Origin of the sequence: Streptomyces sp. NPDC056224 (assembly GCF_042267665.1) — a bacterium.
Lineage (GTDB): Bacteria > Actinomycetota > Actinomycetes > Streptomycetales > Streptomycetaceae > Streptomyces.
In genome coordinates, this window is record NZ_JBHJTK010000010.1 from 1 (window position 1) to 23590 (window position 23590).

Annotated in this window: 19 protein-coding genes; 11 read left to right on the forward strand and 8 right to left on the reverse strand. The window is 72.5% G+C overall.

What is annotated here, in order from left to right; all coding sequences use genetic code 11:
* Both ACFCZ1_RS15350 and ACFCZ1_RS15355 read right to left on the reverse strand, forming a co-directional pair.
* On the reverse strand, positions 1–4536 hold a 4536-nt coding region (locus tag ACFCZ1_RS15350), incomplete at its 3' end, for an amino acid adenylation domain-containing protein (protein ID WP_376678770.1).
* 175 nt (positions 4537–4711) lie between these two features.
* Complete coding sequence (locus ACFCZ1_RS15355; protein WP_376678771.1) at positions 4712–6106, reverse strand: serine hydrolase domain-containing protein; 1395 nt, start codon at positions 6104–6106, stop codon at positions 4712–4714.
* A gap of 233 nt (positions 6107–6339) precedes the next feature.
* Between ACFCZ1_RS15355 and ACFCZ1_RS15360 the strand changes: the two genes are divergently transcribed.
* Together ACFCZ1_RS15360 and ACFCZ1_RS15365 are read left to right on the forward strand one after the other, a co-directional pair.
* Positions 6340–7119 (forward strand): ABC transporter ATP-binding protein, encoded by a 780-nt coding sequence (locus ACFCZ1_RS15360; RefSeq protein ID WP_376678772.1) that lies wholly within the window; start codon positions 6340–6342, stop codon positions 7117–7119.
* Between the two features lie 11 nt (positions 7120–7130).
* Positions 7131–9689: an FtsX-like permease family protein gene (locus ACFCZ1_RS15365; RefSeq protein ID WP_376678773.1), complete on the forward strand. Its 2559-nt coding sequence runs from the start codon at positions 7131–7133 to the stop codon at positions 9687–9689.
* A 139-nt stretch (positions 9690–9828) separates the two neighbouring features.
* Here the strand turns inward: ACFCZ1_RS15365 and ACFCZ1_RS15370 are convergent, their stop codons facing one another.
* Entirely contained in the window at positions 9829–10056 is a 228-nt protein-coding gene (locus ACFCZ1_RS15370; protein ID WP_376678774.1) for an MbtH family protein, read from the reverse strand.
* A gap of 153 nt (positions 10057–10209) precedes the next feature.
* On the opposite strand from ACFCZ1_RS15370, the gene ACFCZ1_RS15375 reads away from it, so the two are divergent.
* From ACFCZ1_RS15375 to ACFCZ1_RS15400, 6 genes are all read left to right on the forward strand, one after another.
* Positions 10210–11016 (forward strand): alpha/beta fold hydrolase, encoded by an 807-nt coding sequence (locus tag ACFCZ1_RS15375; protein ID WP_376678775.1) that lies wholly within the window; start codon positions 10210–10212, stop codon positions 11014–11016.
* Positions 11017–11029: 13 nt separating this feature from the next.
* Positions 11030–11701, forward strand: a complete 672-nt coding sequence (locus ACFCZ1_RS15380; protein WP_376678776.1) for a hypothetical protein — start codon at positions 11030–11032, stop codon at positions 11699–11701.
* Positions 11702–11828: 127 nt separating this feature from the next.
* On the forward strand, positions 11829–12023 hold the full coding sequence (locus ACFCZ1_RS15385) for a hypothetical protein (RefSeq protein ID WP_328928124.1): 195 nt from the start codon (positions 11829–11831) through the stop codon (positions 12021–12023).
* Positions 12024–12050: 27 nt separating this feature from the next.
* Positions 12051–14342 carry a TOMM precursor leader peptide-binding protein gene (locus ACFCZ1_RS15390; RefSeq protein ID WP_376678777.1) on the forward strand — a complete coding sequence of 764 codons (2292 nt, stop codon included), beginning with the start codon at positions 12051–12053 and terminating at the stop codon, positions 14340–14342.
* Positions 14343–14412: 70 nt separating this feature from the next.
* Positions 14413–15657: a sensor histidine kinase gene (locus ACFCZ1_RS15395; protein ID WP_376678778.1), complete on the forward strand. Its 1245-nt coding sequence runs from the start codon at positions 14413–14415 to the stop codon at positions 15655–15657.
* Positions 15658–15676: 19 nt separating this feature from the next.
* Positions 15677–16288: a DNA-binding response regulator gene (locus tag ACFCZ1_RS15400; RefSeq protein WP_376678779.1), complete on the forward strand. Its 612-nt coding sequence runs from the start codon at positions 15677–15679 to the stop codon at positions 16286–16288.
* Positions 16289–16368: 80 nt separating this feature from the next.
* Here the strand turns inward: ACFCZ1_RS15400 and ACFCZ1_RS15405 are convergent, their stop codons facing one another.
* Positions 16369–17022 carry a response regulator gene (locus ACFCZ1_RS15405; RefSeq protein WP_376678780.1) on the reverse strand — a complete coding sequence of 218 codons (654 nt, stop codon included), beginning with the start codon at positions 17020–17022 and terminating at the stop codon, positions 16369–16371.
* Positions 17010–18176, reverse strand: a complete 1167-nt coding sequence (locus ACFCZ1_RS15410) for a sensor histidine kinase (protein WP_376678781.1) — start codon at positions 18174–18176, stop codon at positions 17010–17012. The genes ACFCZ1_RS15405 and ACFCZ1_RS15410 overlap by 13 nt, the downstream gene beginning before the upstream one ends.
* Positions 18177–18354: 178 nt before the next feature.
* Between ACFCZ1_RS15410 and ACFCZ1_RS15415 the strand changes: the two genes are divergently transcribed.
* Positions 18355–18528, forward strand: a complete 174-nt coding sequence (locus tag ACFCZ1_RS15415) for a hypothetical protein (RefSeq protein WP_376678782.1) — start codon at positions 18355–18357, stop codon at positions 18526–18528.
* Between the two features lie 90 nt (positions 18529–18618).
* On the opposite strand, the gene ACFCZ1_RS15420 is transcribed toward ACFCZ1_RS15415, so the two are convergent.
* Both ACFCZ1_RS15420 and ACFCZ1_RS15425 read right to left on the reverse strand, forming a co-directional pair.
* Positions 18619–18807 (reverse strand): DUF397 domain-containing protein, encoded by a 189-nt coding sequence (locus ACFCZ1_RS15420; protein ID WP_376678783.1) that lies wholly within the window; start codon positions 18805–18807, stop codon positions 18619–18621.
* On the reverse strand, positions 18804–19211 hold the full coding sequence (locus ACFCZ1_RS15425; RefSeq protein WP_376678784.1) for a Scr1 family TA system antitoxin-like transcriptional regulator: 408 nt from the start codon (positions 19209–19211) through the stop codon (positions 18804–18806). The genes ACFCZ1_RS15420 and ACFCZ1_RS15425 overlap by 4 nt, the downstream gene beginning before the upstream one ends.
* Between ACFCZ1_RS15425 and ACFCZ1_RS15430 the strand changes: the two genes are divergently transcribed.
* Positions 19135–19422 (forward strand): ATP-binding protein, encoded by a 288-nt coding sequence (locus tag ACFCZ1_RS15430; RefSeq protein WP_376678785.1) that lies wholly within the window; start codon positions 19135–19137, stop codon positions 19420–19422. The genes ACFCZ1_RS15425 and ACFCZ1_RS15430 overlap by 77 nt on opposite strands.
* 196 nt (positions 19423–19618) lie before the next feature.
* On the opposite strand, the gene ACFCZ1_RS15435 is transcribed toward ACFCZ1_RS15430, so the two are convergent.
* Positions 19619–20104: an ATP-binding protein gene (locus tag ACFCZ1_RS15435; RefSeq protein WP_376678786.1), complete on the reverse strand. Its 486-nt coding sequence runs from the start codon at positions 20102–20104 to the stop codon at positions 19619–19621.
* A 162-nt stretch (positions 20105–20266) separates the two neighbouring features.
* On the opposite strand from ACFCZ1_RS15435, the gene ACFCZ1_RS15440 reads away from it, so the two are divergent.
* Complete coding sequence (locus tag ACFCZ1_RS15440; RefSeq protein WP_376678787.1) at positions 20267–22951, forward strand: LuxR C-terminal-related transcriptional regulator; 2685 nt, start codon at positions 20267–20269, stop codon at positions 22949–22951.
* The last annotated feature ends 639 nt before the right edge of the window (positions 22952–23590 follow it).

A 23590-nucleotide genomic window follows, 5' to 3' on the forward strand; every position in this document is an offset into this window, starting at 1 on the left:
CACCTTCCCGTTCGCCGTCAGCGGGAACGTACCCACGACCACGAACGCCGTCGGAACCATGTAGTCCGGCAGCGACTTGGCCACGAACTCACGCAGCCCCGCGTGATCGACCCGGTCGCCCACCACGTAGCCGACCAGTCGCTTCACTCCCGGCCGGGCCTCGCGCACCGCGACCACGGCCTGCGTGACGTCCGGGTGCGCGGCCAGCGCCGACTCGATCTCACCGATCTCGATCCGGAAACCACGCACCTTGACCTGATGGTCGGTGCGGCCCACGAACTCCAGCTGCCCGTCGGCCAGCCACCGCACCACGTCACCGGTCCGGTACATCCGCTCCCCGGAGCCGCCGAACGGCGACGCGACGAACCGCTCCGCCGTCAGCCCGAAGCGTCGTACGTAGCCGCGTGCCACCCCCGGCCCGGCGATGTAGAGCTCACCGGCGACCCCGGCCGGCACCGGCCGCAGCCACGCGTCCAGTACGTACAGTCGGGCGCCCGCGACCGGCCGGCCGATGGGGACGCCGTCAGCGCCGTATTCGTCCACGGGGTCGCCGGCGGTGACCGTGACCGTGGTCTCGGTCGGGCCGTAGACATTGCGCAGCACCCGGCCCGGCGCCCAGCGGGAGATGAACTCCGCCGACATGGCCTCGCCGCCGACCAGCAGGCCGCGCAACTCGGGCAGGTCCGTGTCCGGCACGCTCTGCAGGGCCGCGGGCGGGATCTCCAGGTGGGTGATCCGCTGATCGCGCAGCACCCGACCGAGCGCCTCGCCCGCCAGCGGGCCGGGCTCGGGCAGGACCAGGGTGGCGCCCGCGTACCAGGCGGCCAGCACATCGGCCATCGCGACATCGAAGTTGGGCGAGACCGCCTGGAGCAGCCGGGACCCGGTGGTCAGGCCCAGCGCCCGCTGGTGGGCGACGGCCATGCCGGCCACGTTGCGGTGCGGGACCAGCACGCCCTTGGGGCGGCCGGTGGAGCCGGAGGTGTAGATCATGTAGGCACCGGCGTCGAGCGAAGCCGCGGCGGGCAGCTCCGCCGCGTCCACGAGCCGGATCCCGCGCTCACCGTCCCCGTCCCCGTCCCCGTCCAGGGCCGCGTCCAGGGCCGCGTCCACGCGCAGGACCGGAACCGCGACGTCCGGTACGAGGTCCAGCGTCTCCGTGTCGCTGAGGACCAGCGCCATCCCCGCGTCGGCGGTCATGAAGGCGAGCCGGTCGGCCGGGTACTGCGGGTCGAGCGGCACGTAGACGCCGCCCGCCTTGGCGACGGCGAGCAGCGCGGTCAGCCAGCGCACCCCGCGCGGCAGGCAGACGCCGACCGCCACGTCGGTGTGCACCCCGTGGGCGCGCAGGGTGCGGGCGAGCCGGTCGGCGCGGTCCCCCAGCTCGGCGTAGGTGAGGGTGAGTTCGCCGTCGACGACCGCGGTCCGCTGCGGGTCGCGGGCCGCCCGTGCCTCGAACAGACCCGCGATCGTGAGCGCGGGCGCCTGCTCGTCCGAGGCGTTCCACTCGTCGAGGATCTGCGTACGCTCGTCGGCGGTCAGCGTCGGCACGGCCGCCGCCAGGGGCAGCTGCGCCGCGGCCGGCGCGCCGAGCTCGGTGAGTGCCGTGACCACGTGGTCCGCGATGCGGTCGACGGTGGCCCCGTCGAAGAGGTCGGTGTTGTAGTTGATCAGGCCGCCGAACCCGCCGCCGTTCTCCTCGAAGGCGACCAGCAGGTCGAACTGGGCGGACTCGATGTCCAGGGGGTGTTCGCTCCACCGCAGGCCCCCGGAGTCGCCGAGCCCGCCGGGCATGCTCTGGAGCAGCACCATGGCCTGGACGAGGGGGGTGCGGGAGGGGTCCCGTTCGGTGACGACGGCGTCGACCACGCGGTCGAAGGGGACGGCCGCGTGCGCGAAGGCGTCGAGGACGGTCTCCCGTACAGACGCCAGCAGCGCGGCGCCGGTGGCGTCCTCGTCCACGCGGGTGCGCAGGGCGAGGGTGTTGACGAAGAAGCCGACCTGGTCCTCCAGTTCCCAGTGCCCGCGCCCGGAGTCGGCGGTGCCGACCACGACGTCCCGCTGACCGCTGTGGCGGGACAGCACCAGCTGGACCGCCGCGACCAGGCCCATGAACAGGGTGACGCCCTGCTGCTCGCACATGCGGGTGAAGCGGGCCAGCCGGTCGGCCGGTATGCCGAAGCGGCGGGTGGCACCTGCCGACGTGCGGACGGCGGGGCGGGGGCGGTCGGTGGGGAGGTCGAGGACGGGCGCGCCGGCGAGCTGCTCGCGCCAGTAGGCCAGGCCCTCGTCGAGGACCGGACGGGTGAGCGTCCTGCGCTGCCAGACGGCGTAGTCGGCGTACTGGAGGGGGAGTTCGGCGAGCGGTCGGCCGGCGTACAGCTCGCCGAGCTCGCGCAGCAGGACACCCATCGACCAGCCGTCGGTGACGATGTGGTGCATCGACAACACCAGGAGGTGGTCGTCGGCTGCCACCCGGAGGAGCAGCGGACGCAGCAGCGGTCCCGTGCTCAGGTCGAAGGGGACTGTGTGGTGGGCGCGGACGACGCGGTCGATGTCCTCGGGCGCACACTCGGCGGCGCTCAGCCGCACGGGCGCGGCGGGGCGGACGATCTGGACGCCCTGGCCGTCGACGGTGGCGAAGGTGGTGCGCAGGGACTCGTGGCGGGCGACGAGCTCGCCGAGGGCGGCTTCGAGGGCGGGGACGTCGAGGTCACCGCGCAGGCGCACCGCGCCGCCGGTGTTGTACTCGGTGCCCTCCGGGTCGATCTCGGCGGCAAGCCACACGCGGGCCTGCGCGAAGGACAGCGGGAAGGACACGGGCAGGTCGGTGCCGCGCACGGCGGGGGTCAGCGGCGGGGCGGCAACGGTGGTGATCCCGGCGGCGAGAGCGGCCGCGGTGGGACGGTCGAACAGGTCCCGGACCGGGGCCTCCAGGCCCGCGCGGCGCAGTCGTGAGGCGGCCTGGACGGCGCGGATGGAGTCACCGCCCAGCCGGAAGAAATGATCGTGGACACCCACCCGCTCCAGCCCCAGAACCTCCGCGAAGACCCCGGCCACGACCTCCTCACGCGCATCACGCGGAGCGACATACACCTCCGCGAGATCAGACAGATCCGGCTCCGGCAACGCCTTGCGATCCACCTTCCCGTTCGCCGTCAACGGCAGCACGTCCACCACCACACACACCGCCGGAACCATGAACTCCGGCAACGAGGACGCCAGGAACTCCCGCAGCTCCCCCGCCCCCACACCCTCACCGACCGCATACGCGACCAGCCGCTTCACACCCCGCGCATCCGCCCGCACCACCGCAACCGCCCGCGACACCGAAGGATGCGCCGCCAGCGCCTCCTCCACCTCACCCAACTCCACCCGGAAACCACGCACCTTGACCTGGTCATCCGCCCGGCCCACGAACTCCAGCACACCCTCGGACACCCACCGCACCACATCACCCGTGCGGTACATGCGCTCACCCGAACCACCCGGCGCAGCCACGAACCGGCCCGCCGTCAGACCGGCCCGCCCCCCATACCCGTGCGCCAGACCAATACCCGACACATACAACTCACCCTCGACACCCACACCCACCGGCCGCAGCCCACCATCCAGCACCCGAAGCCGCGTATCCGGCGCCGGACCACCCAACAGCACCGGACCGTCAATGACATGCGAAGACGCCGTGACCGACACCTCCGTCGGCCCGTACGCATTCACCAGCCGCACACCCGGAACCCCGTCCAGCACCCTGCGGCAATGCCCCGGCGACAACGCGTCACCACCCGACATCACCACCCGCACACCCGAGAACACCGACACATCCGCATCCACGACCTCGTGGAACAACCCCGCCGTCAGCCACAGCACACTCACCCCGTGCGCCCGCACAAACGCACCCAGCTCATCCACCGACAGCATCCGCTCAACGGAAACAGCCAGCACCGCACCATTCAGCAGCGCATTCCACATCTCCAACGCACCCGCATCAAAAGACAACGTGCTCAACTGCGAAACCACATCATCCGGACCCAACCCGAAATTCGGATCACGCACCACCCGCACAAAACCCTCATGCGGCAGCACCACACCCTTCGGACGCCCCGTCGAACCCGACGTGTAGAACACATACGCCGCACTCTGCGGAAACACCCCCACCACCGGCGCCGTCCCCGGCCGGGTGTCCAGGTCCAGGTCCTCCCAGAGCACCACCCGGCCGCCCGCGGCGGCGGCCACCCGGCCCGTCCCGGCCGCGGCCAGCACCACCGCCGCTTCCGAGTCGTCCACCATGAACTGCAGTCGTTCCACGGGGTATTCGGGGTCCAGCGGCACGGCCGCCGCGCCGGCCTTCAGGACGGCGAGCACCGCCACGACCGGCTCCACACCACGCGGCAGGCAGACACCCACCCGGGATCCGGGCACGACGCCCCGCCCGAGCAACGCGTGCGCGAGCCGGTTCGCCCGGGCGTCGAGCTCCGCATAGGACACCCGCTCGCCGGCACACACCACGGCGGGCGCCTCAGGCGTCCGCGCCACCCACTCGCCGAACACCTCGGGAAGCACCGCATTCCCGAAGCCGCCACCCTGCGAAGCCCACGACCCCAGCACCCGAACCACTCCCCCATGCATCGAAACAACAACCATCCAGACGAACGAAAGACAACCCGCGCACGCGCACATGACATACGCGCCGGAACCCGGAGGGGAGAAATCAGCCGATCAGGCCGATTCCCTCGCGCATTTGGAGCCGTCCACCGCTCATGTACATGCCGCCGACCTGCCCGGTACGGGAGTCCCGCACGAATCGGTACAGGTCATTTGATTCGTCACTGCCGTGCCCGCCGTCGGCGGTACCGCTTTTCAAACGGAATTCCAGGCCCGGGTGGATTTCCAGCCGGACCGGCACGAGTCCGCCCCGCTCCAGGAGCAGTTCTCCGTTTCCGGAGCGGCGCACGGTGTGAAGGTCCGCGCCCGCCCGGTAGTCCCCGCACACTTCGTCGGCGACCGCGTTCAGCGCCTCACCGGAAAGCGGGTCGCCGAGTTCGGGCCGACGATGGCGGCCGATGTCCCAGCCCTTTGCCGCCAGCGCCTCGAAGAAGGCATTTCCCATCTGCCGGCCGGAGGTGGCGTTCGCCATCAGGGCGACGGCGATCCGCCGCTCGGGGTCCATGCGCAGCGCGCAGCTCGCCCCTCCGGTGTTGCCGTCGTGGCCCAGCCAGCGCCGCCCCCCGCCGTCGGTGTGGACGGCGAGTCCCAGGCCCCAGCCGTCGGCCAGCCCGAAGGCCGCCGAGCCGGGCACCGGGGTGCGCAGTTCCGCGAGCATGTCCGGTTCCAGCACGGCGGTGTCCGCCGCGAGGTGCACCGCGGCGTAGCGCAGCAGGCCGGCGGCGCTGGAGGTCAGCGCCCCGGCCGGCACGAGGGCCTTGGGCAGTCCCGGTTCGTCGACCACGTGCACCGATCCGGTCGGCAGGTGCACGGCGTGCTGGCCCGCGACGGGCCCCGGGGCGGTGGCGCCGAGGAACCCGGCCGCCACGCCGAGCGGGGTCAGTGCGAAGTCCCGTACCGCCTCCCACCAGGTCACTCCGGTGACGGACTCGAGGATCCGGCCGGCCAGGACGTAGCCGAGATTGGAGTACGAGAACAGCAGCCCGGGCTCGCACAGCGCGGCCGCTCCGGCCGACGCGGCCACACAGTCGCGCAGGGACAGGTCGTCCTCGACGGGCGGCATGTCCGGCAGCCCGGCGGTGTGGCTGAGCAGCCCGCGCAGCGTGGCCGTGTACAGGGGGCCGGCGGGTGTCCGCGCGAGTTCCGGCAGCAGCGGCCCGACCGGCTCGTCCAGCTCCACGTCGCCGTCGCTGACGAGCTGGGCGAGCAGCAGCGCGGTCGCGGACTTCGTCACCGATCCCCACGGGAAGACGGTGTCGGCCGTCACCGGCCGGCCCGAACCGTGGGTCTCTTCTCCGTACGTGAAGGTCGTGATCTCACCGCGGTCGTAGACGGCGAATTGCACACCGGGTACGAGGTATTCACGGGCGAGTGTTTCCAGCAGATCGGCCACTTCGCCGTGCGCGGGCAGCCCATTGGAAGAGTCAGCGGATTCCGTCATCAAGTCCACCCAGGTCAATGAATAACGGCCAGCGTAGTGATGCCCCTATGCCAGGGCCAAAGAGCTAAAGCCTGGAGTTAAACGGCCAGGTGGAAAGGGGGCCGCGCGCAGTGGACCGAACGGAACCGGCCATGGTGTAGCTGGCTCCACCTTCATTACGGGATTCTGGGGGTTCGTCGCCCATCATCTCTTCCCATAGTCTGATGCGGCTGACGAACGGGAGGGCGAGAAATATGACATCGGTTTGGCGCCGGTCGACGACGGCCACGGAGCAGATCCAGGGAACGGCCGCCGCCATGCGGCTGGACTCGGTGAGCAAGATCTACGGCGAGGGGACGGGCGCCGTCACCGCCCTGGACGACGTCTCGTTCGACGTGCCACGCGGTTCCTTCACCGCCGTCATGGGCCCGTCCGGCTCGGGCAAGAGCACGTTCCTGCACTGCCTGGCCGGTCTCGACCGCCCGTCCTCCGGCCATGTCTACCTCGGCGAAACCGAGTTGGGCGGCCTGAAGGAATCCGCGCTGACGGCCGTGCGCCGTGAGCGGATCGGCTACGTGTTCCAGGCGTACAACCTGATGTCGGCGCTGACGGTGCGGCAGAACGTGACGCTGGTACCGCGGCTGTCCAACACGGCGGTGGACGAGGCCTGGCTGCGCGAGATCCTGGAGCGCGTCGGCATGCTCCAGTACGCCGACCGGCGGCCCAACCAGCTCTCCGGCGGCCAGCAGCAGCGGGTGGCCATCGCCCGCGCGCTGGTGACCCGGCCCGACGCGGTGCTCGCTGACGAGCCGACGGGCGCCCTGGACACCCGGAGCGGCCAGGAGGTCCTGCGCCTGTTCCGGCAGATCGTCGACGAGACGGGGCAGACCGTGGTGATGGTGACCCACGACCCGGTGGCGGCGTCGTTCGCCGACTCGGTGGTCTTCCTGGCGGACGGCCGGCTGGCGGGGCAGTTGCAGCGGCCGACCCCCGACCAGGTGGCCGACCGCATGACACACCTCGGCAACTGGTAGGGCGGCCGTACATGTTCGACATCGCGTGGAGCACCATCAAGAACCGCAAGGGCGGTTTCATCGCGGCGTTCATCGCCGTCTTCTGCGGCTCGGCGGTCGTGACCGCCTGTGGCGTCCTGCTCATGTCCGGGCTGCTGTCCGGGGTTTCACCGGAACGCTACGCCGGCGCCGCGGTGATGGTCGGCGGCAACCAGACCAAGGCCGTCAAGGAGAACTTCGACCCGCACTTCGCCGAGCGCGTCACGCTGCCCGCCGGCCTGGCCGACGAGATCGCGAAGGTCCCCGGCGTCCGTTCGGTGGTCGGCGACCGCACCGTGGAGATGAGCGTCACCGGTCCGCAGGGCGACACGGTGGCCCTCGGCCACCCGCTGTTCGGGCACGGCTGGGCCTCGGCGGCCCTCGGACCGTTCCCGCTGGCCGAGGGGCACGAGCCGCGCGCCGCCGAGGACGTCGTCCTGGACTCCGCCGTCGCCCGGCGGGCCGGGGTGAAGACCGGCGACACGGTGCGGCTGTCGGTGGGCACCACGCCCGCCTCGTACCGGATCTCCGGCCTCGCCGCGCAGCCCCCGGGCGGCCTGGACAGGCAGTCGGCGGCCTTCTTCACCGACGACCGGGCGGCTCAGCTGTCGCAGCGCCCGGACCGGCTCACGGCGATCGGGGTGCTCGCCGAGCCGGGCACGGACGCGGACGCGCTGGCCGCCCGGATCGGGAAGGCGCTCGCCGGCTCCCCCGAGGCGGTTGCCGTGTACACGGGCAAGCAGGTCGGCGACCTGGAGTTCCTGGACATGGGGCAGTCGCGCGGCTTCCTGGTGGCGCTCTCCGCGTCCTTCGGCGGCACCGCGCTCGCCGTCGTCATCTTCGTGGTCTCCTCGACCCTCGGCCTGACCGTCCACCAGCGCCGCCGCGAACTGGCCATGCTGCGCGCGATCGCCGCCTCGCCCCGCCAGATCCACTCACTGATCGGCAGCGAGATCCTGATGGTCGCCACGGCCGGCGCCCTGCTGGGCGCCGCGCCCGGCTTCCTGATCGCCGGGGCGCTGCGCGACGCGTTCGCCGCGGTCGGGGTGCTGCCGGGTGACTTCGAGCTGTCCTACAACCCGGCGCCGGCGGGCGCGGCCGTCGTGCTGTGCGTACTGGGCGCACGGCTGGCGGGCTACGTGGCGGCCTTCCGCACCGCGCGGATCCAGCCGGTGGAGGCGCTGCGCGAATCGCAGGCGGAGCCCCCGCAGCTGGGCCGGCCGCGGCTGATCGCGGGCCGGGTGCTGATCGTGCTCGGACTCGTGGCGGCGGTCGTCCTGCCGATGGTCATCCCCGGGCAGCTGGCCATCGCGGGCGCCGCCGGTTCGCTGCTGATCCTCATGTTCGGCTGCGCGCTGATCGGTCCGCAGCTGGTGAAGCTCACCACGCGGGTGATGGCTCCGCTGCTGCGCTGCTTCCGGGTCAGCGGCTACCTCGCCGCCGCCAACAGCAGCGCGAACTCGCGCCGGCTCAGCAGCGCCGTCGTCCCGCTCGCGCTCGGCGCCGCACTGGCCCTGATGCAGCTGTCGACCCTCTCGACCGTCGAGGCGACGGCCAAGCAGCAGGCGGCGACGGGAGTCGTCGCGGACTACGTCCTGACCAGCGACGCCACCGGGCTGTCCCGGGACCTCACCGGGACCGTCCGCGCCGCGCCCGGTGTCGCGACCGCCACCCCGGTGGCCCGCTCCCAGGTGATGCTCACGTACGTGGAGATCGACAAGGAGACCTCCCGGCCCTTCAGCGCCCAGGGCGTCGACCCGCGCGGGCTCGCCCGTACCCTCGACCTGGACGTGCGCGAGGGCAGTCTGGACGAGCTGGCCGGGGACACCGTGGCGCTCAGCTGGATGGCCGCGGGCACGGCGGGGCTGGGCGTGGGCGACACGGCCGACGTGAACCTCGGCGACGGGACCGGGCAGAAGCTCAAGGTCGTGGCCGTGTACGGCAACGGTCTCGGCTTCGGCGACGTCACGCTCCCCCATGACCTGCTGGCCGCGCACACCACCCAGGGCCTCGACTCGGCCCTGCTCGTGACGGCGTCGGGCCCCGGGGAGCGCGACCGGGTGGGGGCGGCGCTGACCGAGCTCGCCCAGCGCACCCCCACGCTGGAGGTGCAGGAGGCGGACCGGTTCGCGGCGGTGCAGCAGGGGCAGTTCGCCCAGCAGTCCTGGACCAACCTGATCGCCAACGCGCTGCTCCTGCTCTACGTGCTGATCGCCGTGGTCAACACCCTGGTGATGGCGACCATGGCGCGCAGCCGCGAGTTCGCCATGCTGCGCCTGATCGGCACCAGCAGGCGCCAGACCCGCCGGATGATGTTCATGGAGTCCTGGGTCGTGGTGGTCTCGGCGATCGCCGTCGGCGTCTTCATCGCCATCCCGCCCACCGTGGGCAGCAGTCTGGCGATGACCGGGCAGGCCGTTCCGCACCTGGAGCCGGCCGTCTGGCTCGGCATCGCGGGGTTCATCGCGGTGCTGGGCTGGCTGTCCATCGCCCTGTCCACCCGCTCGGCGCTGCGCACCAGGCCGATCGACGCGGTGTACACGGGCGAGTAGCCGGCCCCGGCCGGGGCCGGTGTCCGGTCCCGGCCGGGGCCGGTGTCCGGTCCCGGCCGGACAACACGTCAGGGCGGGTGCCCCGGATCTCTCCGGTGCACCCGCCCTGACGCTGTGGGGGGTGGGGGGTTCCCGACGGTCAGGCGGCTGCCCGGGCCGTCTGCTCCATCGCCTTGATGAGGCTGGCAGGCCTCATGTCGGTCCAGTTCTTCTCCACGTAGTCCAGGCAGGCCTGGCGGCTTTCCTGGCCGAACACGACGGTCCAGCCCTCCGGGACCTCGGCGAACACGGGCCACAGCGAATGCTGGTTCTCGTCGTTCACCAGAACGTAGAAAGTGCCGTTGTCGTCGTCGAACGGATTGTCCATGCGTCTCCCCTTCGGTCGTGCCGATCGTGACCCGCCCCCACGCCCCGGCGCAACGATTTAAGGCAGGGCCGAAACTCCTGGTCCGCAGGTATCCGGCCGACTAATTTCCGACCCGGAGCCAGCCGGTTCCACGGTGCAGAGGAGGACAGGGCCGTGCCGGTCAGCACAATCAACGGAATCAGCCTCGGCTATGACGTCACCGGCCGCGGGAAACCCGTGGTGATGGTCATGGGGACCGGAGCGAGCGGCCGTGCCTGGCATCTGCACCAGGTCCCCGCGCTCGTCGCGGCGGGGTACCAGGTCGTCACCTTCAACAACCGCGGGATCCCGCCGACCGACACCTGCGCGGACGGATTCACCATCGACGACCTGGTCGCGGACACCGCCGCCCTGGTCGACCACCTGGGCCTGGGTCCGTGCCGCTTCGTCGGCACCTCGCTCGGCGCGCACATCACCCAGGAGCTGTGCCTGGCCCGCCCCGATCTGGTGACCGAGGCGGCGCTGATCGCGACCCGCGGCCGCAAGGACGTCATGCGGCGCTTCCGCGACCTCGCGGAGCGGGAACTGCACGACAGCGGGGTCCGCCTGCCTCCGCGCTACGCCGCGACCGTGCGGGCGATGGAGTTCCTTTCCCCGGCCACGCTGAACGAGGACAAGGAGATACAGGACTGGCTGGAACTGTTCGAAGTGTCGCCGGCGAGCGCGGCACCGGGATACCGGGCGCAGCTCGGAGTCGAAATGGCGGCGGACCGGCTCACCGCCTACCGGGAGATCCGGGCGCGTTGTCTGGTGATCGGCTTCTCCGACGACCTCGTCCTTCCGCCGCATTTGAGCCGGGAAATAGCCGACGTCATTCCGGACTCCCGTTACGTGGAGATCGAGAATGCCGGGCACTACGGCTACATGGAACGCCCGGACCGTGTGAATGCCGAACTCCTGAATTTCTTCGGGCAGAACTGACTGCGGAGGATCCGTGATTGTCCGAACGACCGGTGAGGCCCGTTCCCTCGGGCTGCGCCACCCTCGCGTCTGGCGGCTGAACGCCGGGCGGCCACTGCTGTCGGCCGAGGGGCTGACGGCCGAGGAGGCACACTCCCGGTACGCCGATCAGCAGCCGATTCCGGACGGATACCGAAAAGTTCTGGCCGAATTGGGATACCCCTCGGTGATCCCGGCGGGTGAACGTCTGCGTGAACTCGTGGCCACGCGCGGCTGGAAGTCGCATGGCGCGGTCGTGGACGCCGTGACCGTCGCGACACTGGTGCACGGTGGGGGAATCGGCCTCCACCAGGCCCCACCGTCCGATGCGGGCCTGGACCTGGTCGTCACCCGGGCCGCCGGCGGCGAGCGGATCGTGCCGGCCTTCTCCACCAAGTCCCGGCCGATTCCGGCCGGCGACCTCGTGTACGGCCTCGCGCGGCCGGGCGAGCCCCTGGAACCCCTCGCCTGGCTGGGGAAACGCGACTGCGACGCGGCCGGCCACCAGCTCGCACCGGACAGCCACGAGGCCCTGCTCGTGGTCCTCGGCTGCCCCGGCGAGGACGCCCGCCACAGCGAGGAGATCGGGGCGACGGTCGCCCGGATACTGACGGAGGCGCGTTTCGAAGTGGTCATGGCACCTGTTCCGCTCGAACCGGCACCGTGAATCACGTTGCTCGGTTCATGAGAAGTTCACGTCTCCACGGTGATTGCGGCACTGCCTGTAGGGTGCTGGCGCCGTGCAGAATTACCAGAGAATCAATCGAGTTCAATCCTTGGGGGAATGAAGCACCATGACGAACACCGTTGCCTCGCACAGCCGATTCGGTGAGCAGTCCGCCGCGGACACGATGCGCTCCGCCGCCCGCGCCCTGGTGATCGAGGACCTCGACGCGTCCGGGGACGGCGGCGCCGCGCTGCTGTCCGTGTGCGTCGTCGCCGTCCCCGCGGGCACCGCCGTCGCGGCGGCTCCCATACGGTTCGAGTAGCAGGCGAAACGGGGGGAACGCATGTCCATGGGGGACACAGACCACAGAGCACCGTCCGACGGCGAGGACGAGGCGCGGCTCGGCTTCAAGAGCCACCTGCGCGCCACGCTCGTCCCCGGGGAAGCCGCCTACCTCGTCTCGCACCGCGGCGTCACGGCCTTGCACGGCCCGCCCGCCGACGTACTGGTCCCGCTCCTGGACGGCAGTCGCACTCCGGCTGCCGTCGTGCGGGACGCGGCCCCGTCGCTGACCCCGGCGGAGGTGGACGCCTCCCTGCGCGCCCTCGACGCCTCGGGCCTGCTCCGGCTGCGCGCGCCCGACGGCCCGCGCCCCGACCTGGCGGCCGAGGCCTACTGGGACCTGGCCGGCCTCGACGGCGGCCGGGTCCACGGCGCGCTGGCGCGGCGCACCCTGCGGGTGGTCACCCCGGGCGGCGTGGACCCGGCCGAGGTCCGCGCAGCCTGCCGGGCCTCGGGTCTCGTCCTCGCGGAGCCGGGCGCGGACGCCGACCTCACCCTCGTCCTGTGCGAGGACTACCTCTCCCCGCTGCTGCGGGAGATCGACGCCGAGCACCGCGAGTCCAAGCGGCCGTGGCTGCTCGCCGGTCTCGGCTCCACCGCCTCCTGGGTGGGGCCGGTCTTCCAGCCGTACGAGGGCCCCTGCTGGCACTGCCTGGCGACCCGGCTGCGCGGTCACCGGCACTCGGAGGAACCGCTGCGGCGGGCGCTGGGACTGGCCGGTCCGCCGCCCCGGCCGCAGGCCACCCTCCCCGCGGGCCGTTCGCTGACCGTGCAGCTGGCCGTCCTGGAGGCCGCCAAGTGGCTGGCCGGCGTACGCAATGACGCGCAGCACTCCGTACACGTCCTGGACACCCTCGGGTGGCAGAGCGCCGCGCACCCGGTCGCGCGGCTGCCGCAGTGCGCGGCGTGCGGGGACCCCGGACTGGTGGCCCGGCGGGTCGCCGAGCCCTTCGTACCGTGCTCGCGCCCCAAGGCCGTACTGGACCTGGGCGGCCACCGGGCGCTCGCCCCGGCCGAGATGCTGCGGCGGTACGCCCCGCTGGTCGACCCCGTCACCGGGATCGTCCGCGAGCTCCGCCGGGCCCCGGGCAGCCCCGGCTTCGTCGACGCGTTCGTCGCGGGCGAGAACCTCGCCATGCGCAGCCCCACCCTGGCGGGGCTGCGCGCCGGTCTGCGCTCGCTCAGCGGCGGCAAGGGGCTGAGCGAGGAAGAGGCCCGGACCAGTGCGCTGGGCGAAGCGGTGGAGCGCTACAGCGCGACCCGGCAGGGCGACGAGCCCGTGGTCCGCGGCACCTACCGCGCCCTGGGGTCCGCGGCGCTGCACCCCAACGCCGTCCAGCTGTACGCGGAGCGGCAGTTCGCCGACCGCGAGCGGATCAACGCGCGCGGCGACCGGCTGCAGTACGTACCGCCGCGCTTCGACGAGGAGCGGCCCACCGACTGGACGCCGGTCTGGTCGCTCACCGAGGGCGTCCAGCGGCTGGTGCCCACCGCCCTGCTGTATTTCAGCGAAGAGCCGTCACCGGACGGCCTGTTCGCCGACTCCAACGGAAACGCGGCCGGCAGCAGCCCTGAAGACGCCTTGGTGCAGGGCTTCCTGGAGCTGGTCGAGCGGGACGCGGTGGCTCTGTGGTGGTACAACCGCACCCGCCGGTCCGCCATCGACCTCGACGCCTTCGGGGAGCCGTACATCGACCGGCTTCGCGATGGCTACCTTTCGGTGGGGCGCGAAGTGTGGGCGCTCGACCTCACCTCGGACTTCGGGATCCCGGTGGTCGCGGCGCTGTCCCGGCGCACCGACAAGCCTGCCGAGGACATCGTCTTCGGCTTCGGCGCGCACTTCGACCCGCGCCTGGCGCTGCGCCGCGCGCTGACCGAAATGGGCCAGTTGCTGCCCCTGGTGGCCGGGGCCACGGCGCAGGGCACCGGCTACCGGGTGACCGATCCCGAACCGCTCGACTGGTGGCTGCGCGCCACCGTCGCCAACCAGCCCTACCTACGCCCGGACGCCGGGCGCCCGCTCGGGCCCGGGGACTGGGCGTACACCCCGACGGCCGACCTGCTCGACGACGTGGCCCTGATCACCGAGACCGTCCGGTCGCGCGGCATGGAGCTGCTGGTGCTGGACCAGACCCGGCCCGACCTGAAGCTGCCGGTGGTCAAGGTGCTGGTGCCGGGGCTTCGGCACTTCTGGCCGCGGTTCGCGCCGGGCCGCCTCTTCGACGTTCCCGTGGCTTCGGGGGACCGCCTCACCCCGACTCCGTACGAACACCTGAACCCCGTCCCTCTGTTCGTCTAGCCCGTATGATCTTTACGAACGCACCGGGGTTCGACGGACCAGACAGACAAGGCTGCAGACCCAGACGACCATGCCACGCCATGACGAGAACGATCCCTTGCATTCGTCGGCCGAGCCGGGCGGCGGCCACGGCCAGCCGCCCGACGTGCCGGACCTGCCCGCACCCCGGCTGGCCCGCATCATCCTCACGGTCGCGCTGATCAGCTACCTGGGCATCACGGTCCTCAACCTGCTGGGCACGAAGCTGACCACGCCGTCATTGCTGACCTCGCTCGGCTGCCTGGTCCTCATCTTCGTTCTGCAGCTGCGGCATTCGGGCGTCGCCGTACGACGGGCCCCGGTCTGGCAGCGCAGTGCGACGCTGGGCGCGCAGGCACTGCTGACGTACCTGCCGATCGCCGTCTTCCATTCGCAGTGGGGCGCGATGGCCGGGTTCCTGGCCGGGTCGCTGCTGCTCCTGCTGCCGGGCCGCTGGGCCTGGCCGGCGTACGGCCTGGTGGGCCTGAGCATGCTGATCCCGCCGACCCTGGACAACCTCTCCATCCAGGAGACCGTCTACCTGTGCCAGTCGACGCTGCTGACCGGCCTGGTGGTCTACGGACTGTCCCGGCTGGCCTCGCTCGTACAGGCCCTGCACGACACCCGCAGCCAGCTCGCGGGCCTGGCCGTCACCAGGGAGCGGCTGCGCTTCGCGAGAGACCTGCACGACCTGCTGGGCTACAGCCTGTCGGCGATCACCCTCAAGGGCGAGCTGATCCACCGGCTCATTCCCTCCCATCCGGGGCGCGCCCTGGAGGAGGTCAGCGAGGTGCTCGCCATATCCCGGCAGTCGCTCGCCGATGTGCGCGTGGTCTCCAGCGGGCTGCGCAGCATGTCCCTGGAACAGGAGATGCGCTCGGCCCAGTCCCTGCTGGAGGCCGCGGACGTCGAAGTGCGGGTGGAGATCCGGCTGGGCGGGAGCGTCGACCGGCAGGTCGACTCCGTCCTGGCCGCCGTCCTGCGCGAGGCGGTCACCAACCTGCTTCGGCATTCCCGCGCCACCACCTGCACGATGACGGCGACCCAGGACGACCACTGGGTGCGGCTGTCCGTTTCCAACGACGGTGTGGACCCCTCCTACCGTGACGTGTCGCCCCACAGTGGCAGCGGCCTGGGCAATCTGCGGGAACGGCTGCTGTCGGCCTCCGGCGTGCTCAGCGTCACCCGCGGCTCCGGCGACACCTTCGAGCTGATCGCCCAGGCCCCGGCCCGGCCGCTGCGCAGACTCGCCGATCCCGACGACACCGAGCTCGGCGTCCGGGACCCCGCCGCCTGAACCCGGAGGACCCTTCCCCATGACGATCCGCATCCTGCTGGCCGAAGACATGAACATGGTGCGCGGCGCCCTGGTGGCCCTGCTCAACCTGGAGGACGACCTGGAGGTCGTCTGCGAGGTGGAGCGCGGCGACCAGATCCTCGACGCCGCCGTCCTGCACGAGCCGGACGTCGCCATCATCGACATCGACCTGCCCGGCATCGACGGGCTGACCGCCGCCGAGCGGCTGCGCAAGCGGCTCCCGCAGTGCCGTGCGCTCATCCTCACGAGCCTCGGGCGGCCCGGCGCCCTGCGCCGCGCGCTCGCCGCGCAGGTCTCCGGCTTCCTGCTCAAGGACGCCCCTCCCCGCGAACTCGCCGCCGCTGTAAGGAACGTCGCCGCCGGGAAGCGGGTGATCGACTCCCAGCTCGCCCTCTCCGCGTGGAACAGTACGGAGAGCCCGCTGACCAGCCGCGAGACCGAAGTACTGCGACTGGCGGCGGACGGACTGGAGCCGGTCGAGATAGCCAGACACCTCCAGCTCTCCCTCGGCACCGTTCGCAACTACCTGACCACCACGGTGACCAAGCTGCAGGCCCGGAACCGGGTGGACGCCATCAAGATCGCGCGCGACGCCGACTGGTTGCTGTAACGCGCAATCATCAAGAACGAGTATGCGGGCGGGACTTCATCGGGCGGTAGCGCCATACTCACGTTTCCGGCATGAATATTTCACGTACGGAACCTCTTGTTCAGGTAGGCGAGGACCGCCAGGACCCGGCGGTGGCCGCTGTCGGTCGGCGGGAGCCCGAGCTTGAGGAACACGTTCCCGATGTGCTTGCTCACCGCCCGCTCGGTGACCACCAGGTGCGCGGCGATCGTGGCGTTGTCCCGCCCCTCCGCCATCAGCTGCAGGACCTCGCGCTCACGCGGGGTCAGGGTGTCGATCGGGTCGTCCTTGCGCTTCGCGAGGAGCTCCGCCACCACCTCCGGGTCCAGGGCGGTACCGCCCGCGGAGACCCGGTCCAGGGCGTCGAGGAACTCGTCGACCCGGCCGATCCGGTCCTTGAGCAGATAGCCGACGCCGCTCGCGCCGCCGCCCAGCAGTTCGGCCGCGTAGGTCTCCTCGACGTACTGCGACAGCACGAGGACGGGGAGTCCGGGGATCTCCGCCCGCGCCGCGAGCGCCGCGCGCAGCCCCTCGTCCCGGAAGCCGGGCGGCATCCGCACGTCGAGCACGGCGACGTCCGGCCGGTGTTCGAGCAGGGCGGGGAGCACCTCGGGGCCGCTGGCCGCCACGGCGACCACCTCGTGCCCCGCGGAGGTGAGCAGCAGGACGAGTCCTTCCCGCAGCAGGGCGTTGTCCTCGGCGATCACCACACGCACGGAAGCTCCACTTCGATCACGGTCGGCCCCCCGACGGGGCTCGACACCTGGACGATGCCGTCGAGCGCCGCGATCCGCCGACGCATGCCGAGCAGCCCGCTGCCGCCCGCCTCGTCGGCGCCGCCGTGCCCTTCGTCCCGCACCAGGATCTTCAACGCGCGAGGTGCCCGGGACAGTTCCACCCGGGCCCGCTGGGATCCGCTGTGCTTGGCGGCGTTGGTCAGCGCCTCCGCGACCGCGAAGTACGCCGCCGCCTCGACCGCGGCCGGCGGGCGCGAGCCGTTCTCCAGGCCCTCCTCGGCCACTTCGACCTCCAGTGCGCTGCCCGCGGCCAGCGCCCGTACGGCGCCGGTCAGGCCCCGGTCGGTGAGGATCGGCGGATGGATGCCGCGGACCACGTGGCGCAGTTCGGTCAGCGCTTCCTGGACCTGGTCCTGCGCGTCGTCGAGCAGCTTGCGGGCGGCGTCCGGGTTGTTGTCGTACGCCCTCCTGGCCAGCCCCACCCGCATCGACAGCGCCACCAGGCGGGCCTGGGTCCCGTCGTGCAGGTCGCGCTCGATGCGCCGCAGTTCGGCGCCGTGGGCGGCGACCGCCCCGGCCCGGGTCGCGGTGAGCTCCTCGACGCGCTCGGCGAGTTCCGCACTGCGCCGGGCGTCCGGGGAGGGTTCCAGCAGGGAGCGGGACCAGTCCGCGTCGAGGGCGGCCAGGCGTCCGATGACGGGCAGCAGTACGGCCCGGTGGCCCAGCACCCCGCACCAGATTCCGTCGACCATCAGGCCGAGGATCCAGACGATCAGGGCGGCGTAGGCCAGCAGCCAGCCGTAGAGGAAGTGCGCGGCCAGCCACCGCAGGTCCCGGTAGGTCCCCGGGTCGGCGATCGCCGTCCGTACGCGTACGGAGAGCCCGCCGACGATCGGTACGTACGCCTCCGGGACCGGCTCACCCGTCCAGTTCTCCACCTCGCGCCGTTTGAGCCCGGCGGTCGTGCGGAGCAGCAGGACCATTTCGGGCAGTACGCCCGCGCCGATCACCAGCAGGGTGGCGACCGCGGTGAACACCGCGACGGGCAGGAACAGGAGCGAGGCCAGGGCGAGGCCGGCCGATCGCAGGAGTTGCCTCGTCGCCCGCCATTCGAGCCACAGCCTCTCTTTCATGGCCTCAGGTTAGGCGAACGCCCTGGCCGGCGAAGGTGTGTGCACCACCCGCCCCGTGGTGTAGCGGGCTACACCACGGGTCCGGTAGAACGCCCCCTCGCTCCCCCGCCCGGCGAGCGGGCATCGTGGTGTCCACAAGGGGCCGCACCGGCTCCGATCCCCGATGAAAGGAACGGCCATGAAGGCCCTGCTCTGGATCCTTCTCGTGGCGGCCGTCGCCGTGAACGTCTCCACCAGCTTCGCCTTCGACGGCGGCAAGCAGATCGCCATCAGCGTCAGCACGGGCACGGTGGCCCTCGCCTCGGCCGCGACCCTCTTCCTCCTGCGCTCCAAGCGCCGCACGAACGCCTGACGGCGCCGCGGCGTGCGGGCCGCCTCGCTCCCGCCTGCGGTGTGCGGCCCGTAGCGCCCCCGGCGGGCGCGGCGGGCCGGAGCCGTGGCGTCAGCGCGCCGCCGCGTACCTCACGAACCTGCCCCAGCCTTCGCGGCCGACCGCGAGGGCCGGGCGGGTCACGTCCTTGGAGTCGTGTACGTGGACGGCCGTGTCAGCCACGGCAACCTCGACACAGCTGTCCCCCTGCGCGCTGCTGTAGCTGGACTTGAACCAGTCGGGGCCAGTCACGGTGCTCATAGCGCTCCTCGTAGCTGCTCAAGCAGGCCGACGGAAGCCATCGGGGAGAGGGCCTGCGAACGCAGTCTCGCATAGCGCATGTACAGCCTGCTGACCTCTTTCCGGTCGGCGATCAGGCGCCCGCTCTCCTGGCCTTCCGCGTACCCGCGCCACTGACCGTCGGGGGTCTCGAGCAACTGGATCGGCCCAGCCAGGCAAGCATGTTGCTCGCTCTTCGCCGGCATGATCTGAAGGACGACGTTGCGTGGCGCGATGGCTTCGATGACGTGGTCGAGCAGGTCTCGCGTCACGTCCACGCCTCCGAGGCGCCGAGCTGACGCGAACGCCGTGCTCCACGGCCAGGTGCAGGGCCGGGACTTCCGGCTCGGGCTGTCGCTCTCGCCCGCCCCCCGGACGCTGCGCATCGAGGTCACCGACGCCCGCCGCGAGATGCCCGTACTCGCCCGGCCCGCCGACGGCGAGACCGGCCGCGGCCTGCTCCTCGTCGCCTCGCTCGCCGACCGCTGGGGCGTCACGCCGTACCCTCCGGGCGGCAGGACGGTGTGGGCGGAGGCCGAGCTTCCGTCGCAACTCGACCGAAGGGCGTCCAGCCGCGTGGCCGACGAACGCCTTTGACCAAGGCGAGTGGGCCGTTCTGCGCTGCCCCGCGGCGGGCCGCACCGCCCGCCGGATCCGGCTCGGCGTCCGGCGTCGGACACCGCTCGGACGTGAGGGGTGCCGTTGCGGTTCGGCGGTCGTGCGGGGGGTCTTCGCGTGGTCCTGGGCTCCGCCGCGGATCACACCGGCCGGTCCGTGAGGCGGGCGGGCCGTCTCACAGGGCGATCACGGCCCGCACCAGCGTGCCGCGGGCGTCGCACAGCACGGACCTATCCACCGCATACGCGTCCACCAAGGCCAGCCCCCGACCGAAATCGGCGTCCATGTCGGCTGCCTCGCAGCGCGGGGCGGGGCGGTCCCGCCACCGTCCGTGGTCGCGCACCCCGACGGTCAGCGAGTGCTCGTCGGCCTCCAACGCCACCACCAGGTCCGGACTGCCGCTGTGCAGGACGGCGTTGGTCGCCAGTTCGCTGACGATCACTCCGAGCGCCTCACCCGCGGCCGCGGACAGCCGTCGGGTGCGGGCCACCGCCACCATCAGCCGGCGCAGGCGGGGTACCGCGCGCGGGCACGCGGGGAGGACGGCCACGGCCAGGACGCCCCGGGCGGCGGGTGCTACCTTCTCGAAGCGCTCGGGCCCCAGCGGCTCGTGCACGCTCGGGAGGGCCCCACCGCGCGTCGAATACGTCAGGTTTCTCACCTGGGACTCCTGCCTGGCAGCCGACTGCGCCGGCGGCGGGCCCCGCCGGTCGTGCGGACGGCGAGGCCTTACGTACTCCACGGTGCCCGCCACCCGGAGCGCGTGGCAATCAGGGCACACTGAGTACGCATACGCAATCAACGGTGAGGCGCGTGAGGACCCGTGACAGCCATCCCGCACACCCCCAAAACGGCGGGCGAAGCCGAGGCGGCGCTTCGGAGACGGCTCGCTTCGGCTCTCGCCCCGGACGCGCCCGGCCGGCCCTTGCTGCTGCTCATCGAGGGGGCCGCGGGGACCGGCAAGAGCCGCCTGCTGCGCCGGCTGACGGCGGACCTGCCCGCGACCGTGCACCGTACGACTCCCGACGGTCCGTTCCCCGACACCGGGGCCGTCCTGCTCATCGCCGAGGACGTGCACCGCGCGCACGCAGCCGGCATCGCGAACCTGAGCCGGCTGCTCGCCGACCCGCCCGCTCACCTCGCCTGCGTCCTCAGCTACCGCCCCGAGGAGCTCACCGCACCGGGGCTCGTCCTGGGACCCGGCACCGAGTTCCCGGCTTGCCTCACCGTGCTGCGGCACCTCCTCGGGCCGCTCGACGTGACCGCCGTCCGCACCATGGCCCAGGACGCGCTCGGAGCGGACCGCTGCACGGCCGACCTGGTCAACCGCCTCCACCGCGCTTCCGGCGGTATCGCACAGACCCTCACCGACCTGCTCGACGAACTGGTCGCGTGCTCGCCGCCCGGCGCGGGTCAGCCGGTCTCCGCCGACCTCGTCCGGCCGGACGCGCCTCCCCGGCTGGAGGCCCTGATGCTGCGGCGCACCGCCGCCGTGCCCGAGGAGCACCGCCCGATCGTCTTCGCCGCCGCCGTCCTCGACGAGCCCGCTACCGGCCGCGACCTCGCCGCCGTGGCCGGCCTCACGGGGCGGACGGGCCACGACGCCCTGATCGCAGCCCTCCGGGCCGCCGTCATCGAGGAGCGCGGTCACGGCCGGTACGGCTTCACCTCACCGCTCGCCGCCGCCGCCGTCCGCCGCGCGGCGGCGGGGCCCGCCCGCGAGGTGCTGCACCGGCGGACCGGACGGCTGCTCGCCGGACGCCAGCCCGTCGACTGGGAACGCGTCGCCGGCCACCGCATCGCCTGCGGCGACGAGCGGGGCTGGCTGCACGCCGTCGAGCGCGCCGCCCAGACGTTCGAGGAGGCCGGTGAGCAGCAGCGGGCGGTGAGTCTGCTGGAGTCGGCGCTGGCCACGGGCCTGGTCCCGGGGCAGGCCCGCTCCCGGCTCGCCACGCTGCTGGCCCGCTGCGCCGTGGTGGGCCTGCGCTCCGACCAGACCCTGAGGGTGCTGCGGCACATCGTGGCCGACTCCACGCTTCCCCCCGGCGTGCGCGGCGAGATCCGCCTGGACCTCGGTCTGCTCCAGTGCAACCAGATGGGTGAGGTCATCGAGGGGCGGGTCGAGCTCACCCGCGCGGTGGGCGAGCTGGAGGGCAGACCGGTGCCGCTGGCCCGGGCGATGTCCGCCCTCGCGATGCCCTACGGACCCGGCCCCTCCCTTACCGAGAACATCGCCTGGATCGAGCGTGCTGTGGCGGTCGCGGAAGAGTCGGGCGACCCGGTGGTCCGGGCCGCCGTCGCCGCGAACCGGGTCAGCGTCCTGCTCAACATCGGCGATCCGGCCGCCTGGGCGCTCATCGACCGGTTGCCCCGTGAGAGCGACCTCGTCGGCTGCCGTCAGCAGACCGCCCGCGGCCTGTGCAACGCCGCGGACGCGGCGGTCTGGCTCGGACACTACGACAAGTCGCGGGAGCTGCTGGCCGAAGGCGTCGCCCTGGCCGCGCGCAGCGGTGCCGCCTACGCCGAACAGACCGGGCGCGGCTGCACCCTCGTCCTCGACTGGGCGATCGGACAGTGGGCCGGTCTCACCGACCGGGCCCGCGCCTTCGTCGACGAGGCGGGCACCATGCCCTACCTCGCCTCCGACGCCCGGATGGTCCTCGGCCTGCTCGCCCTCTCCCGCGGCGAATGGGCCGACACGCTCGCCCACCTGACCGGTCCCCGGGCATCCGCCCTCGACACCGGTCCCGTACCCATCTCCGCGACCGTCTCCGGGGCACTGATCAGACTGGCCCTCGCGCACGAGGACATCGCGGGCGCCGCCACCGAGGCGACCGCCGCGTGGAACCGGCTGCGCGCCAAAGGGATATGGTCCTGGGCCGCGGAACTCGCTCCCTGGGCGGTGGAAGCGACCCTGCGGTCCGGGGCCACCGCCACCGCCCACGCGATGACCGACGAGTTCGCCGCCGGGCTGGTCGATCGCGACGCGCCGTCGGCGGAAGCCGCCCTCGAATGGACCCGGGCCGTCCTGGCCGAGCACACGGGAAACACGGCCGAGGCCGCCGCCTGCTACGAGAGGAGCGCGGCCGCCTACCGGGCACTGCCCCGGCCCTACCACGAGGCCCTCACCGCAGCAGGCGCCGCCCGCTGCGCCCTCGCGCTGGGGGACGGCGGCGGTACTGCCGTCACGGCGCTCGCCGACCGCGCCGCGGTCTTCGACGCACTGGGCGCCACCTGGGACGCCGCCCGCATCCGCGCCGACCTGCGCCATCACCAGCCTGCCGGGGAACGCCGGCCGCCGGGCCGCCCCCGGTACGGCGACCTGCTCTCGCCGAGGGAGGCGGAGGTCGCGGAGCTGGCCGCCGCCGGAATGTCCAACCGTGAGATCGCCACCACGCTGCACCTGTCCCCGCGCACCGTCGAGCAGCACGTGGCCCGGGCCCTCCAGAAGTCCGGGGTGCACTCCCGCCAGCAGCTGGCCCAGGCCCTCGAAGCGGCTTCGAGTTGATTACGTATCCGTGAAGCGCCCCCTCCGGATGGTCCGGGAGCCGCTTTCACGCCACGATCACATCGGGCAGCGCCGCATCCACACCCCGTGCGGCGCTGCAACGGGGCCCTCCGGGTGAGGCCCGCGCGGACGCGCAGCTCGAATCGGCCGACATCGCCACTGCCGCACGGAGCACTGCTGCCGAGGCCCGCCCCCTCCCCATGGTCCTGCCGGAGCCGCCGTCGCGGCCGCCCCGCATCCCGTCCAGGGTGCTGCGCACCGGCGAGCCGCCGGGGCCGGCCGGGCAGACCGAGATCCGCGGGTCGGCGGGTCGCCGCGCCCACGAGGGCGTGTCGCCGGAGGCCGTCTTCGGCACGTACCGCCTCGGCGCCCGCCCGGGACTGCCCGCCACCCTGCACGCCTTCCCCGCCCGTGGACCCGACCGGGTCCGGCCGCTGCCCGGCGCCGGGTCCCGGTCCAGCCGGCCGCGGTGGACCACCGCCTGCGCAAGGCGACGGACCTCACCGGACCGCACGCGTCCCGGGCGCCGGCCCGCTCACGTCGCACACCCGCCGGCCGCCCATGACGCCGTGAGGCGGGGCGGGCCCGGCTGCACGGCCGCGGTGCCCTCACCCCTCACTCCTTCGCCGCGGCGCGTCC